Annotated in this window: 11 protein-coding genes and 1 pseudogene; 11 read left to right on the forward strand and 1 reads right to left on the reverse strand. The window is 31.8% G+C overall.

The features are described from left to right. Positions 1–2: 2 nt before the first annotated feature. Positions 3–4,451, reverse strand: a complete 4,449-nt coding sequence (locus tag GBH57_RS09825) for a sensor histidine kinase (RefSeq protein WP_151674317.1) — start codon at positions 4,449–4,451, stop codon at positions 3–5. A gap of 402 nt (positions 4,452–4,853) precedes the next feature. Here GBH57_RS09825 and GBH57_RS09830 point away from each other — a divergent pair, with 402 nt between their 5' ends. The 11 genes and pseudogenes from GBH57_RS09830 (at position 4,854) to rpe (ending at position 17,697) form a co-directional block, all read left to right on the forward strand. Further along, positions 4,854–5,816, forward strand: coding sequence for a tRNA dihydrouridine synthase (locus tag GBH57_RS09830; RefSeq protein ID WP_151674318.1), 963 nt, complete (start codon positions 4,854–4,856; stop codon positions 5,814–5,816). 357 nt (positions 5,817–6,173) lie between these two features. Then, positions 6,174–7,376, forward strand: coding sequence for an aspartyl protease family protein (locus GBH57_RS09835; protein ID WP_151674319.1), 1,203 nt, complete (start codon positions 6,174–6,176; stop codon positions 7,374–7,376). Between the two features lie 165 nt (positions 7,377–7,541). Continuing rightward, positions 7,542–8,705, forward strand: coding sequence for a tyrosine-type recombinase/integrase (locus tag GBH57_RS09840; protein WP_151674320.1), 1,164 nt, complete (start codon positions 7,542–7,544; stop codon positions 8,703–8,705). 161 nt (positions 8,706–8,866) lie between these two features. Next, the gene (locus GBH57_RS09845) at positions 8,867–9,415 is read left to right on the forward strand and encodes a hypothetical protein (RefSeq protein ID WP_151674321.1); all 549 of its coding nucleotides are present in this window, start codon (positions 8,867–8,869) and stop codon (positions 9,413–9,415) included. Positions 9,416–9,925: 510 nt separating this feature from the next. Next, positions 9,926–10,276 (forward strand): hypothetical protein, encoded by a 351-nt coding sequence (locus GBH57_RS09850; RefSeq protein WP_151674322.1) that lies wholly within the window; start codon positions 9,926–9,928, stop codon positions 10,274–10,276. 135 nt (positions 10,277–10,411) lie between these two features. Continuing rightward, positions 10,412–11,494: an efflux RND transporter periplasmic adaptor subunit gene (locus GBH57_RS09855; RefSeq protein WP_151674323.1), complete on the forward strand. Its 1,083-nt coding sequence runs from the start codon at positions 10,412–10,414 to the stop codon at positions 11,492–11,494. 24 nt (positions 11,495–11,518) lie between these two features. After that, on the forward strand, positions 11,519–14,767 hold the full coding sequence (locus tag GBH57_RS09860; RefSeq protein ID WP_151674324.1) for an efflux RND transporter permease subunit: 3,249 nt from the start codon (positions 11,519–11,521) through the stop codon (positions 14,765–14,767). Then, on the forward strand, positions 14,760–16,199 hold the full coding sequence (locus GBH57_RS09865) for a TolC family protein (RefSeq protein WP_151674325.1): 1,440 nt from the start codon (positions 14,760–14,762) through the stop codon (positions 16,197–16,199). Before GBH57_RS09860 ends, GBH57_RS09865 begins: the two co-directional genes overlap by 8 nt. 140 nt (positions 16,200–16,339) lie before the next feature. Then, positions 16,340–16,516: pseudogene (locus tag GBH57_RS16370) on the forward strand (hypothetical protein); the annotation flags it as partial. Between the two features lie 120 nt (positions 16,517–16,636). Further along, positions 16,637–17,038, forward strand: a complete 402-nt coding sequence (locus tag GBH57_RS09875) for a BLUF domain-containing protein (protein ID WP_151674326.1) — start codon at positions 16,637–16,639, stop codon at positions 17,036–17,038. Further along, positions 17,035–17,697, forward strand: coding sequence for a ribulose-phosphate 3-epimerase (rpe, locus tag GBH57_RS09880; protein WP_151674327.1), 663 nt, complete (start codon positions 17,035–17,037; stop codon positions 17,695–17,697). Before GBH57_RS09875 ends, rpe begins: the two co-directional genes overlap by 4 nt. Positions 17,698–17,705: the final 8 nt, after the last annotated feature.

The raw sequence follows: 17,705 nt of genomic DNA on the forward strand, positions 1-17,705 counted from the left end.
TTTTAGTTATTAAAAATTACAGTAAATTTTGAACCTTTACCTAATTCACTTTTAGCAAAAATTGTTCCTCCCATAGTCTCTACTTGTATTTTAGTAAGATACAACCCAACACCTTTTGCCTCTGGGTGTCTATGAAACGTTTTATTTAAACCAAAAAGCTTATGACCATGTTTATTTAAATCAATCCCTAAGCCATTATCACTTATAGTTAACCAAACTTTTCCTTTTACGAGTTTAGATTCTATATGTATTTTAGGATGTCGAATTGGGTCTTTATATTTAATTGCATTCGTTACTAAATTAAGAAAAATACTTTCCAAATATGTTTTATGATACTCAATAATTGGTATTTCTGAAAAATCACTTGTAATCATCGTATTAGTATCTTGTATTTGTTGTGATATTAAAACCTTTGTCTTAACTAATACATCATTAAAACTTATTTTTTCAAGCACTTTTATGTTTTCTTTTTTAGTCTTAATCGCCTCTATCAATACATTCAAAGTTGATGTAAGATGACTAATTACAATTTCAAATTTTTCAAAAACTTCTTCTCTTTCTTCTTCGGTTTCACAGTGGTTATATATATGCAATAATGCATTTAAATTACTAACTGGAGAGCGTAGATTATGAGATGATATATGTGCAAAATCCTCAAGTTGTTTGTTTTGACCTGATAAATGTTTAGTTAATAATTTTAAATTTTCATTAGCCTGAATAATTTTAAGCTCTGCATTTTTTTGGACTGTTATATCCCTTATTGCTGCTGAAACCAACAATCCTTCTTCTGTTTGAAGTGGGCTTAAACTTATCTGAATCGGAATTTCTTTACCATCTCTATTAATTCCAAATAATTCTTGTCCTTTTCCAACACCCATTGACCTAATTTTTGGATTAGAAAAGAAATCAGATCGATTTTGAGAATGATTATTAGAAAATCTAGTAGGTATCAATATTTCAACAGATTTATTAAAAATTTCATCTAATGTATACCCAAATAAATTTTCGGCTTGCTTATTTATTAATTGAATATTTCCAAGATCATTCACAATAACCATAGCATCTGGAGCAGATTCAAGAAGACCTCTAAACTTATTTTCAGCCATTCGTTGAGTCGTAACATCCTGACAAGTACCTATAACTTCAGTTACATTATTAGAATCATCAGTTACAACTTGAGCTAATAACTGTACAATTTTTACCGTACCGTCAGCTAATTGAATACGATGAACTAAATCAGTAAAAACTTTCTTTTCAACTGTATCGCGCATATGTTTTGCCACCTTGGCTTTATCATCGGGATGGGTGAATTCAAGATATGTTGCAAGTGTTGTTTTAGTATTCTCATCTAGCTGAAAAATACGATACAAATTAGTAGACCATTTAACTTCATCATTGACAATATCAGCTTGCCAATTACCCATCAAAGTTATTTTTTCAGCAAAATTTAATATATGATTTTTTCTAATCAGCTCATTCTCAGTAAATTTCTGGGCAGTAATATCTTGACAAGTACCTATCATTTCAACTGCATCTCCTTCACTATTTAAAATTATTTCTGCTAAAAGCTGTATTGTTTTTACTGTACCATCTTTCAAACTTATTTTATGTAATAAACTTTCAAATGAATTTATTTTCAATGATTTTTCTATATGCTTTGTTACAAGTTCTTTATCATCTTGATGAACAAATGAAAAATAGTCATCAAAATTCACTTCTAAAGAACTATCAATACCAAATATGCGATATAAGTTAGCAGACCATTTGACATCATTTGTCATTAGATTCCACTGCCAATTACCCATCATGGTGATTTCCTCTGCAAAACTTAATAATTGATTTTTACGCAGCAGCTCATTTTCAGCTTTTTTTTGCTTTGTAATATCACGTATAGCTACAGACACCAACAAACCCTCTTCAGTCTGTAGAGGACTTAAGCTAATATGGACTGGAATCTCTTCCCCTATTTTATTAATTGTATAAAGGTCTTTTTCCAATAAATCCAAAACCTTAGCCTTTGGATTACCAAAAGATTCCGTTAAGTAGATTTCATAATTTTCCATAAATCTGTTAGGAATTAAAATTTCCACAGATTCGTTTACCAGTTCAAATGCTGGGTAACCAAATAAATATTCAGCTTGTTTATTTACGAGTTGGATTATTCCTTTGTCATTTACAATAATCATAGCATCTGGAGCAGATTCAAGTAGGCCTCTAAATTTATTTTCAGCCATTCGTTGTTCAGTGATATCCTGACAAGAACCTATCATCTCCAAAACATCACCATCTTCATTTTTAACTACTACCGCTAAAAGTTGGATAATCTTTATAGTTCCACTTTTTAAAATGATACGATGAATTACACTATTAAACAATTCACCTTCTATAGATTCTTTTATTTGATCAGATACTTCTTCTCTGTCATCTGGATGCACAAAATCAAAATAAGTTTCGAATGTTATATCGGTATTTTCATCGATTTCAAATATTTTACAAAGGTTAGTTGACCAATACAAATCATTGGTAATTAAATCCCATTGCCAGTTACCCATTTTGGTGATTTTTTCAGCAAAATTTAATAATTGATTTTTTCTAATCAATTCTTTTTCCGCTTCTTTTTGAATGGTGATATCTCGTATTGCCGTTGAAACTAAAATCCCTTCATCTGTTTCAAGTGGACTTAAACTTAATTGCACGTGAATTTCTCTGCCATCTTTAGTGATCCCAAAAGAATCCTTATTTACACCAATTGATTTAATTTTTGGGTTTCCAAAATACTTAGCCTGATATTTATCAAAGTAATATGCTATTCGTTTTGGGAATAATATCCCAGCAGACTGTCCAATCAATTCTGACGAAGTGTAACCAAATAAAATTTCGGCTTGTTTATTTGCTATTTGAATTAATCCATCCTCATCTACAATAATCATAGCATCTGGTGCAGACTCTAACAAACCTCTAAATTTATTTTCGGACATCCATTGCTCTGTGATATCTTGACAAGTACCAATCATTTCAACTACCTCACCTTTTTCATTGGTAGTAATTTCTCCTAAAATCTGAATTGTTTTAGTTTTTCCGTTAGTAGAAATTTTATGCACAAAACTCTTCAGCCCCCTTCCTTTAATAGCATCATCGAACCTTTCAGCAACAAAATCTTTATCATCAGGATGTACATATTTGAAATAGGTGTCAAATTGTATATCAATTACATTCTTGTCGAGTTCAAAAACGTTATACAAATTATCTGACCACCTTACCCTATCTGCAATTACATCCCATTTCCAGTGCCCTGTTTTTGTAATAACTTCAGAAAAATTTAATAGTTGATTTTTCTTTAATAGTTCTTCTTTAGCTTTTTTCCTTTCTGTAATGTCAAATGCAATACCGAGAAATCCTACTTTCTCACCGGCACTATTTTTAATTGCATTTAAGGTTAATTGCACAGGAAATACAGAACCATCCTTTCGTTTAAAAGTCCATTCGCGAGTGTCGTATAAATTTCTTTTAGCTAGTTCTAAGTAAGGATCATAACCTTCGGGATCTGCCCCATACGTTTCGGCTATATCAATTCTAAAATTATCTAGCTCCTCTTTAATATGAAACATTTCAGGTTCATTTAAACCAACCATTTCAGAAGCGGAATACCCTAACAATAACTCAGCACCGTGATTAAAGTGATTAATTATTCCATTAACATCTGTTGAAATAATGGCAATAGGCCCTGAATTTAAGATTGCTTTTAATTCTAAATTTACTTTACTCAAAGCTCTTTTTGAAAGCTCTTGATTATTTTTTGAAATTGAAAGTTCTTCCTCAACTGCAGATATATCAGTATTTCTATTAAATAACTGTTTAAAACTTGGTGCAATTATAAATATATATTGCCCTATTATTATTAAGAAAGCTGCTAATGCAAGTAGATTGATATAGTTAGCTAAATCTTCTAGGTTTTGATCTAATTTTTTTTGATACGCTAGGACTAATAAATCCATATTAGACAAATACGATGATTCTGCTTTAGCAATAACCGCTACATTATCCTTTATATTAATAGTATCTGGCTTATTGATTATGTTCCAAGAAGATTGAACAATTTTATTTAGATAAATCTGACTAACACCTAATAAAGAATCTACAACAACCGAATTATCTTTATTATTCTCAACCAAGTATTTATGCGAGTTTTCAAACTCTTCTACTATTATTTTTAATGATGTAATAGAGTTTAATTTAGAAGTTTCATTCTCACTATTATTAATTGAGAAAACAACTTTACTAATGCTTTGACTAAGCATACGCTGTTTTCCAGATAAGTTAATTAAGTAAGAGTCCTCAGTTTGGCAATTAACACTATGGCGCACCACAAGCAACACCGTAATTATAAGTATCACGGCAGTTATAACAAAAGGGAAGTACCTATTTTTGATAGATTTGGCTGAATTATTCATTACAAAACCTATTAAATAGTTTTAAAAAAAATGCAGCTAATATCTATTGAAAATAAATGTGGTGGGGAATAGTAGCTATATAGCATATAAATCGTTTTACAACTCACTAGGCCAAAGTGGTTTTATATATAAAAGAATATAAAGATTTTAAATGAATTTATAAGAAAGTATAAGTAGAATAGGCTATTTCTATTACAACTTGGGGGAACTCCAATAGTATTCAATTATTTACTCTAACAATATAATCATTTTTTTTATGATTGAATTTTCAAAAATAAAAAGAACAAAATAAATTTTATAAAAATAAGTAGAACACCTTACTTTTTACCTTTGGAGAAGCATTGCTTTTATAGAGCTAAACAACTCGACATTACACTATCTTTGCGTTAACAAAACTTAGCAATGTCCTACAAACTACTATCATCTCCACTACAAGGCTTCACGGATTTCCGCTTTAGAAATGCACAACAAAAATTTTTTGGAGGAATAGATACCTACTATGCACCATACATTAGGTTTAATAAAAAAATGATTATTAAAGGATCGTATCAACGGGACTTAAATCCAGATGTAAATACCACACTTGAGGTAATCCCGCAAGTTATGACTGCAAATGCAGACGAGTTCATATTTGCTGCTAAATACATTAAATCTCTAGGCTATACGGAGCTTAACTGGAATCTGGGCTGTCCCTACCCTATGGTTACCAATAGTGGAATGGGATCAGGTTTAATATGTAATACTGAAAAAATAGACCACATCCTAGATCGCGCACATACCGAAACCGATGTAACCATTTCAATGAAAATGCGTTTGGGTTATGAAAGTCCTTCGGAAATATTAGAATCATTTCCCATTCTAGAAAAATACCCCCTTAAAAACGTAGCTATCCACGCACGATTGGGAAAACAACTTTACAAAGGAGGTGTTGATCTTGAAGCTTTCCAAAAATGTATTGACGTTGCTAAACATACACTCTACTACAATGGCGATATAACCACTGTTGAGCAGTTTAAAAATATGCGAGAACGTTTTCCGTCTGTTGAACATTTTATGATAGGTCGTGGCTTAATTTCGGATCCTTTTTTACCAAGTATGATTAAAGCAGATACCACTGAATATCCTGCTGACCGATGGGAAATTTTTAGAGAATTTCACGATACTATTTACAAGCAGTATGACGAAGCACTTTCAGGGCCAACCCCTATAAAAATGAAAATGCTTGGTTTTTGGGAATTTTTCTCACAATCTACCCACAACCCACAAAAAGTGTATAAGGCTATTAAAAAAGCTGGAAACCCATTTAAATACCGAAATGCTGTAGGCGAAATTATCGCGCTTCAAAAAGCAACTACTCGTCGATAAACTATTGTAGTTCTTATTAAGTAGTGACTTATTATAAGCATCTATTGGGGATTAATCTAAACACCTTTTTTTTACCTGAAACATTTAAATACTTTATCGATTTACAAATTTCAGTACAGAAGAATTAAGGTGAAGTTTTTATATAACGAGTTTAGGTTCAACAAATAGCTTCCCGCGCGTTATCATTGCTAAGTTTTCTTCAAAAAAACTCGTACGATCACAACCACCGTTGCACATTAAAAACCATCTTAGTTTTCGTCAACAAAAAATAAGTCAGGCAACTATATCATAAAAATTAGCGTCTTATTAAAAAAGAATCAACGACTGTTTATTCTAAAAAACTAAGAAACTCTAATTATGAAATTAACCAAATTATTCTATTCTATTATAACAGTAGTTTTATTGTCAAGCTGCGCAGGTTCAAAAATTGACAGCGTATTAAAACAAGGAAATGTACTTCAGGAAAACTTTAAAACCACTATTCCTTTTAACTATGTAAATGGATGGATTGTTTTAGAAGTAGAAATTCAAAACAACACTTACAATTTCATATTAGACACGGGTTCTTCTAATATAATAACAAAGGAATTTGCTAAAAAAATTAATAGTAAAGTACTTGGTGCTGAAACAATAAAAGATATCAATCACACAGAAAACTCCACCGAATACACCAAAATCAATAGTATTAAAATAGGAAATATTGATTTTCAAAATACCATCGCAGGTATTGTTGATCTAAATAAAATAACAGAAATAGCCTGTGTTAAAATTGATGGTTTTATTGGCTCTAACTTAATGAGAAAAGCCATTTGGGATTTCGATTTTCAAAATAAGTTAATCACAATTACAAATGACGAAACCAATTTAAATATCCCTTCAGAAACTATTGACTCTAAGCCATACATTGGTACTGCAGGTATTCCTGCTATTACTGTAAAAATCAATGGAAATAAAATTCTAAACAATACAGTAGATTTTGGGAATGGCGGAGTTAATCTATTGAGAGGAGATCATTTCAACAATCAAAAAGAGGAGCACTTAATAACCGAATATGTAAGAGGAACTGAAAAAGCTTTTGGTGGTTTTGGCCGAAGAGAAAGCAAGGTGTTTTATGATACAATGATTAATGAACTAAAAATTGGAGACCACACCATTAACCGTATTCATACAAGGGTAAAAAGTGGCGCTGGAAATAATTTAGGCTTAGATTTCTTTAAAAACTATAGAGTAATTTTAAACTGGAATAAGAAAAGAATTAGAATGATTGAAGTTAGTAAAGCAGGCAATGACACTTATAACTCGTATGGCTTTGCCCCTATTTACGAAGACGGAGGCCTTTACGTAAATACAATTATAGAAAAAACGAGTGCCTTTAAACTTCTAAAGCAAAACGACAAAATAGTAAGCATCAATAACACAAGCTATGCTAACATTACCGAAGCGCAATACTGCGATGTTTTCCGTAACGGTTATGATAACGAAACAGATGTATTGTCCATTACAATTTTAAGAGATGGAGAAGAACTTACCTTCGAGCTATTAAAAACGAAACTACTCTAAAACTCCAAGTAGCACTATTTCTATTATATAATAGAATATATTATTATAAATAATCACGCAACTTTTTTTAAAATGTTCAAGACTATAAAGAAATAACCCTAAAAAAGTTGCTGATCAAGTAAAAAGACTTTTTAAAATTGACTTAAACAACTTACCTTTAACGGTATGACATCGATAACACTATCCCCTTTTACACACAATTCAAAAAGCTGTATTGCTATTAAATTTCTATATAATTTTACTGCGAAAGAATACATAAAAAGAGGGCCTGACGTTAAATGGACTAAAACACATCGTTGTTTTTATATATACTATGATGAGTTGCGACTTGAAAAACTTAAAAGCTACTTAAACAATGGTGACTTTAAAATTATAAGCGAACAACCCAAAACTGTCGAAACTAGTAGAAGAGGTATTATTACCAATCAAAAACCTTTAAACGAAGAGAAAATTGAAGTCTATAAGCACTTTATTAAATTTTTGAAGGGAAAAAGATATAGTATAAGTACAGTTACTGCATATGGAAATTTTATACTAGACTTTTTAAGATTTACCAAAAGCAAACCTACAGATTCTTTAAATGAAAATGATGTACGTTTATATCTAGAATGGGCTGTAGGCACTTTAAATTATGCCGTTAGCACACATCGCCAAATGGTAAGTGCACTGAGACATTTTGCACATTTTTATCCTGCCTGCTCTATAAATGCAGAAGCCATTTATATGCCTTCAAAAGACAAAAAATTACCCGTAGTATTGAGTATAGAAGAAATTATAAGTCTACTACAAGTAACTAAAAATTTAAAACATAGGGCTGCAATTGCTATGCTATATGCTTCGGGATTAAGAATTGGCGAATTAATAGCTTTAGAACTATCTGATTTCGATTTTCAACGTAGGCAATTACACATTAGAAATGGAAAGGGCAGAAAAGATAGATACGCAACAATTGCAGAAAATTTATACCCACTTCTAAAAAACTATAATTCAACCTTTAAACCCAAAAAATATTTTATTGAGAATCCAAAAGGCGGTCAATACAGTCCTGCTTCAATTAGATCATTTTTAAAAAGAAGTTGCAAGCTTGCAGGTATTACAAAAAAAGTTACGCCACACACTTTAAGGCACAGTTATGCTACTCATTTATTAGAACAAGGAACAGGATTAAGACACATACAAGAATTATTAGGCCACTCTAGGCCCGAAACCACAATGCTTTACACTCATGTAGCAAGAAAGGATTTAGAGCAAATAAAAAGCCCCTTAGATATTGCTTTAAACAAAGTAACTTTACGGGATAACCAAGACAACTTTCCATTACTATCCTGATTATTTTACGCGTTGTGGATTCTATTAGTTAAAAATTTAAAAAACTGTATAAAAAACAATCCTTTTAATCCAAGATGAAGTTTCTGAAATAAATTCAATTATATCCAGAAGAAACAATAAATCAAGGATATGCTATTGGCAACTTTTGTAATTAAATAACTATGAAATTTAAACATCTATTTATTGTAATATTATTTACAGGTTGTGCTACGTTAAAGCAGCCAAAAGAAAAAGAAGTTGAAAAATTAATAACCAAGGTATTAAATGATTTAGCTGAATCTAATGAATTTAAGGGTGTTGATGTTTTTAAATTTGTAGAAAATGAATTTACGAAAGGTTTACACGGCTCATCTTTAGCTATAAATGACGAATACATTCTTGATAATAGTAGTAGATTCTTTTCAAATTTAAAACATTGTCCCCTAGATTTTGAAAAAGAAATGAATTTTATCGAATTCAAACAATATTACTTAGAACAAAAAAAAAACAATCCTAATTCGCTAGCAAATGTTAAAAAGAATAGAACTAGAAAAAAAGAAGAGTCAAGATTAGAAAATTATTTACAGATTTCGAAACCTTTCATTTCTCCTAAAAAAAACTTTGCTATAATTTTAGTTGCTTCTAGTAAGTTGGGTGGAGAAATTAAGGCATATAAAAAAGTAGATAAAATTTGGGTAGAACAATGCAAATTTTCTGCTTTTATGCACTAAAGGAATACATTAAAATTTATTATTGCTTGATATTTCATTAAAAGCAAATTTAGACTAAGCTACTAATGAAAATACAAACCACAACAACTTATAAAATAATAAGGAGGTTTTATTAATAAAAAAAGTTTGTAATTGAACAGAATGAAAATAGCTTACTTTCTGTTCTACTACTTGTATACAAAATTGTTAGAGCAAACTTTTTCCTCTCTTGATTAAACAAAAAGAATTATTTCTATGAATTTTTAATATTAACAATAAAAGGAAGCACAAAAATTAAATAGACATTAAAATTTCACCTTTTTAAAATTCATATTATTTTTTTTTTTTAAATTAATAATAGCTAAAGTTAAGTTTATCATAAATCATCTACTTCATAAAAGAAATACGAATCATTATTTTTGATGATATTAAAATAATAATATAAGTTTGCATAGCAAAATATAAAGATTTTTGAAGCTTAAAAATTACATACCCATACTTTTGCTATTGTTTTTAACAAAAACAAGCAACTTGTATGCTAATACACTACCTACTTATGGAGTGGATAATTTTTATGAGCATATTCAAAATAATATAAAAGACGTTCAAACATCTTCAGAAAACGTCTTTTTTAAAATATCAAAAGAAAAAGAAGACAATCTTCTTTTTGCAGAGATTAATGAATATGAGGAAGTTGAAACTAATTCTGAATCCTCTACACATCAATTAACTTCAGTTTACGGATACCTCCTTGCCTTGTTTAGCTCTCAGCCATTAGATGCGCTGTCTAAAAAGCTTCAAAACGATGTTGTCCAATATATTCCGCATTTAGATACCACTTCCACACGACTTCATGTCAAATTTCAAGTATTTATTATCTGATACTTCTTTCTGTGTAAATGATCCAAAAATAGATTTACACACTCCATTTCCATTTTAGAATAATTTTCACTTTTCAGTTTGTCTAAAACCTAGACTAACTCAATACATTTTATACACCCAATACATTTCATACTTATGAAAAAATTAGTCATTCTTATAGGCTTGTTTATGCTTATAATTCAAACAAGTTGCGAGTCTAAAAAAGAAGTAAAAAAGGAACACACCGCATTTCTTGTTACAAATCCTATAAAAAAAGATACCATAATAACTAAAGATTATGTAAGTCAAATTCACGCTATCAAGCACATTGAAGTAAGGGCTTTAGAAAAAGGCTATTTAAAAAGCATATCAGTAGATGAAGGTCAAAACGTTAAAAAGGGACAGCCTATGTTTCAAATTATGCCTAATATTTATCGAGCTGAGTTGCAGAAAGCGCAAGCAGAATCTAATGTCGCAGAAATAGAACTACAAAACACCAAATTATTAGCAGATGGTAATGTGGTTTCTAAAAACGAATTAGCAATGGCAAATGCCAACTACGAAAAATCGAAAGCTGACGTATCCTTAGCGCAAACTCACTTAGGTTTCACACAAATAAAAGCACCTTTTGATGGCATTATGGATCATCTTGAAGCAAGAGAAGGTAGTCTTTTAGATGAAGGCGAATTATTAACCACACTTTCAGACAATAGCAAAATGTGGGTCTATTTTAATGTTCCCGAAGCACAGTATTTAGATTATATGATGAACGGTCATAAAGATGATAAAGAAGAAGTGCGTTTGTTATTGGCAAATAACCGTGAGTTTAATCAAAAAGGTATTGTCGAGACTATAGAAGGCGAATTTAATAATGAAACTGGAAATATTGCCTTTCGAGCAACCTTTCCAAACCCTGAAGGTGTTTTAAGACACGGCCAAACAGGTAGTGTTTTAATGACTGTACCCTTTAAGGATGTAATATTAATTCCGCAGAAAGCAACGTTCGAAATTTTAGATAAAACTTATGTTTTTGTAGTGGATAAGGAAAATAAGGTAAGACAACGTGAAATTACCATTGGCGCAGAGTTGCCAAATATTTACGTGATAAGCAAAGGGCTTTCGGAAAACGATACTATTCTTCTAGAAGGTATTAGAATGGTTAAAAACAATGAAGAAATCCATACCAAATTTGAAGAACCTAATAAGGTTATGAACGCTTTAAACTTGTACGCAGAGTAATCTCAATCCTAATCCAAAGAAAAAATGTTTAAACAATTTATAAAAAGACCCGTTTTGGCAATTGTCATTTCGGTAATGATAGTCTTTATAGGTGGTCTTGCCATAAAGCAATTGCCTATATCACAGTTCCCGCAAATTGCACCAACTACGGTAAACATCTTTATTGCCTATCCAGGTTCTAGTTCTGAAGTATTAGTTAATTCTACATTAATCCCTTTAGAAACCGCAATAAATGGCGTGCAAGGTATGCGTTATATAGCATCTGATGCAACAAGTGCAGGAGAAGCAACCATTCGTATAATTTTTGAACCAGGCACAGACCCAAATGAGGCTGTTGTTAGGGTAAAAACACGTGTGGATCAAGTTATGCCTTTATTGCCAGAATTGGTACAGCAAGAAGGTGTAATTATAACACCTGTGCAACCAAGTATGTTAATGTACGTCAACTTGTCTAGTATAGATAAAAACAATGACGAGAAATTTCTATACAACTATGCTTACACTAAAATTATTCCAGAAATACAACGTATCAATGGTATTGCAAGTGCTAAAATTTTAGGAAGTAGAAAATATGCAATGCGTGTTTGGCTAAAACCAGACCGTATGCGAGCTTATAATATATCTGCCGAAGAAGTACTGGAAGCTATGGAAGAGCAAAGTATTCTTGCCAGACCAGGACGTTTAGGGCAAAGTTCGGGAATGACGTCCCAATCTTTAGAATATGTACTAACTTACCAAAACAGATATAACGAACCCGATCAATACAAGGAGATTATCATTCGTGCTAATGAAGAAGGCGAAATGATTCAACTCAAAGATATTGCAGATGTACAATTGGGAAGTGAATTTTTTGATATCTATTCAAACCTTGATGGAAACCCCTCAGCTTCCATAGTTTTAAAACAAACACTTGGTAGTAATGGTAGCGATGTTATTGAGGCCGTTAAAGCAAAATTAGCAGAGCTTGAGGTTGATTTACCACCAGATGTTAATTTTCAAATAAGTTATGATGTGTCTAACTTTTTAGATGCCTCTATCGAGCAAGTATTACACACATTACGAGATGCGTTTATACTGGTAGCTATTGTGGTATTTTTATTTTTAGGCGATTGGCGTTCTACCTTAATTCCAATTATAGCAGTACCTGTATCGTTAATTGGAGCCTTTTTTGTAATGCAAATGTTCGGTTTATCCATTAACTTAATTACACTTTTTGCTTTAGTTTTAGCCATAGGTATTGTGGTAGATAATGCAATTGTGGTAGTCGAGGCAGTCCACGTAAAAATGGAAGAAAAAAACCTTACTCCTTACAAAGCTTCTTCAGAAGTATTAGGAGAAATAGGTGGTGCTATTGTAGCGATTACTTTGGTAATGGTATCTGTTTTTATTCCAATTTCATTTATGACGGGTCCTGTGGGTGTATTCTACAGACAGTTTTCAATTACAATGGCTGGTTCTATTGTAATTTCAGCTATTGTAGCGTTAACACTAACACCTGTTTTGTGTGCGATGTTATTAAAGAATAACCACGGAAAAAAGAAAAAATCACTCATCGATAAATTTATTAATTGGTTTAATAAAGGTTTTGAAAGGTTAACAGGAAAATATGTAAAAATTCTAAATAAAATTGTAGCAAGACGCATTGTTACCTTCGGAATATTAGCTGTCTTTTGCTTCGGAATTTATGCAACCAACGAAACACTTCCTGCTGGTTTTATCCCCAACGAAGACCAAGGAATGATTTACGCCATAATCCAAACACCACCAGGTGCAACATTAGAACGCACTAATGAAGTGGCTAAAAAACTTCAGAAAATATGTGAAGAAACCGAAGGTGTTGCCTCAGTAACGTCTTTGGCTGGTTATGAAATTATGACTGAAGGTCGAGGATCTAATGCTGGTACCTGTCTAATTAATCTTAAACCTTGGGGAGACAGACACCATTCCGTACACGAAATTATGGAAGAACTAGAAGAAGAAACAAAAGATTTAGGTGCTGTAATAGAGTATTTTGAGCCACCAGCAGTTCCTGGTTTTGGTTCTTCCGGAGGGTTTGCTATGCGTTTATTGGATAAAACAAACTCTACCGATTATCATCAGTTTGAAAACATCAACAATAAGTTTATGGAAGCCTTGTCTAAACGAGAAGAATTAACTGGTTTATTTACGTTCTTTTCTGCAAACTATCCGCAATATAAATTGAAAATCAACAATAAAATTGCAATGCAAAAAGGAGTATCTATTAGTAAAGCAATGGAAAACCTCAATATCTTAATCGGTAGTACTTATGAACAAGGTTTTATACGTTTTGGTCGTTTCTTTAAAGTTTATACTCAAGCAGCACCAGAATATAGACGTTTACCTTCAGATTTAGAAAAATTATTTGTTAAAAATGAAAGCGGAGAAATGGTGCCATACTCTGCATTTATGAGTATTGAAAAAAAATTAGGGCCTAATGAAATTACACGTTACAACCTTTACAATTCTGCTTCCATTAGAGGCTTACCTGCAAAAGGATTTACTAGTAGTGATGCTATTAATGCTGTAAGGGAAGTTGCTGCAAAGGAATTACCAAATGGATATGATATAGCTTGGGAAGGTCTTTCCTTTGATGAAGCTAACAGAGGTAATGAATCTCTATATGTTTTTATAGTAGTACTCATATTTGTATACTTCGTTCTTGCTGCGCAATACGAAAGTTTCTTATTGCCTTTTGCTGTTATTTTATCACTTCCTGTAGGTGTATTTGGCTCTTTTATTCTATTAAAAGCAATGGGGTTAGCAAATGATGTGTATGCACAAATTGGTGTAATAATGCTTGTTGGACTTTTAGGTAAAAATGCAGTTTTGATAGTAGAATTTGCTGTCCAGAAACAGCGAGAAGGCGCAACTATTTTAGAAGCTGCAATTGAAGGTTCTAAAGCACGTTTTAGACCTATTTTAATGACCTCTTTCGCATTTATTGCAGGATTGATTCCGCTAGTTGTTGCCTCAGGTGCAGGTGCTATTGGAAACAGAACCATTGGAGGTTCTTCTTTAGGAGGTATGTTTATTGGAACCCTTTTTGGAGTGCTTATTATTCCTGGCTTATACTACATTTTTGCAAAAATGGCTAAAGGTAAGGGCCTAATTCAAGATGAAGCTTTTGAACCACTTTCTGAAAACATTATTAGAAATAGTGAAGCTGAAGATCAATCCAAAGTCAATACTGAAAGTATTAGCAAATTGAAAAAACTGATTAATAAATTGACAAAAAAGAATAATAATGAATAAGGTAATTAAGATAAAAAAACACATTGTCGTTGGTATTTTTGCATTCTTTTCATTGTATGCTTGTGTCCCAACAAAAATGGTACGAGAAGAAAACAAAGCAGTACCAGAGCAGTTTAAAAATCAAACTACAGACACAACTACTGCTGCTACTGTAAAATGGAAAGATTTCTTTTCAGATCCTAATTTGATAACACTAATTGATTCTGCTTTAGCAAATAACCAAGAGCTTAATATTTTATTACAGCGTGTAAATATGGCACAGAATGAAATTCAAGCTAAAAAAGGAGAATACTTACCTTCTGTGAATATTGTTGCAGGTGCAGAAGTTGAAAAAGTTGGAGAATTTACACGAAATGGAGCTGTAGAACATAATCTCAATATCCGAGAAGACGAAGAATTTCCAGAACCTTTAGCAAATTTTCAAGCGGGATTATCTGCTTCTTGGGAATTAGATGTTTGGAAAAAACTACGCAATGGAAAAAAAGCAGCAGTTTTAGAGTATTTAGCGTCTATTGAAGGCAAAAATTTTATGGTTACCCAATTAGTTTCAGAGATTGCGAGTGCGTACTACGAATTAATGGCTCTAGATAATCAACTAGAAATCATTGAGCAAAATTTAGAATTGCAACAAAATGCGCTTCAAATGGTAAAACTACAAAAGGAAGCTGCACGTGCTACACAATTAGCCGTGAGACGTTTTGAAGCTGATGTACTTAAAAATCAGAGCAATAAATATCTAATAAAACAAAAAATTGTAGAAACAGAAAATCTTATTAATTTCTTAGTTGGAAGATACCCACAGCCTATTGTTCGCAATTCTGAGAATTTTATGGATACGACAGTGGATTCTCTTACTGTTGGAGTGCCATCACAATTATTAGCAAATCGAACAGATATTAGACAAGCCGAATTAGAACTTGAAGCTTCAAAGCTGAACGTTAAAATTGCAAAAGCTAATTTTTATCCGTCTTTTGGAATTAGAGCAGGTGTTGGTTTAGAGGCTTTTAATCCTAAGTTTTTAACCAGCACACCAGAATCTTTAGTGTATTCATTGGTTGGCGATGTGGTGTCGCCATTAATTAACAGAAATGGGATTAAAGCAGCATATAACACAGCCAATAATCAGCAATTACAAGCCGTATTTGAGTATGAACGTGCTATCTTAAATGCGTATATGGAAGTCGCAAATCAATTATCTAATGTTGATAATTTAAATAAAAGTTATAAACTTAAAGAAGAACAAGTCAAGGCTTTAACTGAGTCTATAGACCTTTCTCTGTTATTGTTCAAATCTGCACGAGCAGAATACACGGAAGTGTTACTTACACAAAGGGAAGCTTTAGATTCTAAAATTGAAATTATAGAAACCAAACGCGACCAATTGCTAGCTAATGTAAAATTATACCAAGCACTTGGTGGTGGTTGGAATTAGGCACTTATGAGCTCACTGTAAAAGGCGCAACTTATATAAAGTTGCGCCTTTTTTATTAGAAATCTGTTAATTGATTATATTTATACAAATTGGCATTACATTAACTTAATAAGAAATATAGTAGTAATGTTAACAAAGGGAGAGCTGCAAACAACTTATTTGTAAAAAATGACTTCGATTTTATATTAATACTTGGTGATGATTGGACAGATGAAGATATGTTTGAAGCTGCACCCAAAAATGCAACTACAAAAAAGTTGGTTACACTAAAGCGAAATATAAGGTTAAAACTACTGAGCAAGTTAGAGATTTGTTAGTACGTTTAACTTAGAATAATAAGTATTCAATTTGAAAATTTGAGTTAAGTTTTAAAAAAATAACCTTTAAAAATTAAACTTTTAATACATTTGAGAATACAATAACTAACCTTACCTTAAATGATTCATACAATATGCTATACTAGTAAAACAAACAATCTTTCAAAAGAAGCTGTAGAAGCAATATTTGCTAAAACATATACTAATAACTCACTCAAAAATATCACAGGAATTCTATTACATGGAATGGATGATTTTTTTCAAGTTTTAGAAGGTCCTGAAGATGTTATAGTTCCGCTTTTTGAGGATGTTATTTGTAAAGATGAAAGACATTCAGATATATTTACAATAATTAACAAACCCAAACCTAAAGCTCTCTTCGCAAATTATAGTTCCACTTTTAATATTGTTAGAAACGCAGACCAACTTGAAAACCTAAAATTGTATCTTCGCGCTAATAAAGAAAGCACCACTGCTGAAAAAATGCAGCGACTTTTAGAACCCTTTTTAATAGTGTTATGAGCCATACTTTAATTGCCCCGTCAGTACTAGCAGCAGACTTTGCTAACCTTCAACGTGATATTGAAATGATTAACAACAGTGAAGCAGATTGGTTTCACATTGATATTATGGATGGAGTTTTTGTTCCTAATATTTCATTTGGAATGCCAGTATTGAGAGATATTGCAAAACATGCAACAAAAACTATTGACGTACATTTAATGATTGTAGATCCAGATCGTTATATTCAAACTTTTGCAGATCTTGGAGCAGATATATTAACAGTACACTACGAAGCTTGTACACACTTACACAGAACACTACAAGCAATAAAAGCTGCGGGAATGAAAGCCGGTGTTGCACTTAACCCACATACAAACATTGCCCTTTTAGAAGATACTATTGAGGATATTGACCTTGTATGTTTAATGAGTGTTAACCCAGGTTTTGGAGGTCAAAGCTTTATTGAAAACACTTACCATAAAGTAGCATCATTAAAAGATTTAATAGAGGAACGTGGTTGCGACACTAAAATTGAGATTGATGGTGGTGTAACTAATAAAAATGCAAAGGAACTTGCTGAAGCTGGTGCAGATGTATTAGTTGCTGGAAGCTACGTTTTTAAGTCAGAAGATCCAATTGCAACTATTAAAGATTTAAAAACGTTACTAGCTAAATAATCTTTTTT

The organism is Patiriisocius marinus, assembly GCF_008974325.1.
Classification (GTDB): Bacteria; Bacteroidota; Bacteroidia; order Flavobacteriales; family Flavobacteriaceae; genus Patiriisocius; species Patiriisocius marinus.

What these genes read in the sequence shown, in the direction of transcription:
- rpe (WP_151674327.1), top strand. Translation starts at nt 17,035, where the DNA reads ATGAGCCATACTTTAATTGCCCCGTCAGTACTAGCAGCAGACTTTGCT.
- GBH57_RS09875 (WP_151674326.1), top strand. Translation starts at nt 16,637, where the DNA reads ATGATTCATACAATATGCTATACTAGTAAAACAAACAATCTTTCAAAA.
- GBH57_RS09865 (WP_151674325.1), top strand. Translation starts at nt 14,760, where the DNA reads ATGAATAAGGTAATTAAGATAAAAAAACACATTGTCGTTGGTATTTTT.
- GBH57_RS09860 (WP_151674324.1), top strand. Translation starts at nt 11,519, where the DNA reads ATGTTTAAACAATTTATAAAAAGACCCGTTTTGGCAATTGTCATTTCG.
- GBH57_RS09835 (WP_151674319.1), top strand. Translation starts at nt 6,174, where the DNA reads ATGAAATTAACCAAATTATTCTATTCTATTATAACAGTAGTTTTATTG.
- GBH57_RS09840 (WP_151674320.1), top strand. Translation starts at nt 7,542, where the DNA reads ATGACATCGATAACACTATCCCCTTTTACACACAATTCAAAAAGCTGT.
- GBH57_RS09855 (WP_151674323.1), top strand. Translation starts at nt 10,412, where the DNA reads ATGAAAAAATTAGTCATTCTTATAGGCTTGTTTATGCTTATAATTCAA.
- GBH57_RS09830 (WP_151674318.1), top strand. Translation starts at nt 4,854, where the DNA reads ATGTCCTACAAACTACTATCATCTCCACTACAAGGCTTCACGGATTTC.
- GBH57_RS09845 (WP_151674321.1), top strand. Translation starts at nt 8,867, where the DNA reads ATGAAATTTAAACATCTATTTATTGTAATATTATTTACAGGTTGTGCT.
- GBH57_RS09825 (WP_151674317.1), bottom strand. Translation starts at nt 4,451, where the DNA reads ATGAATAATTCAGCCAAATCTATCAAAAATAGGTACTTCCCTTTTGTT.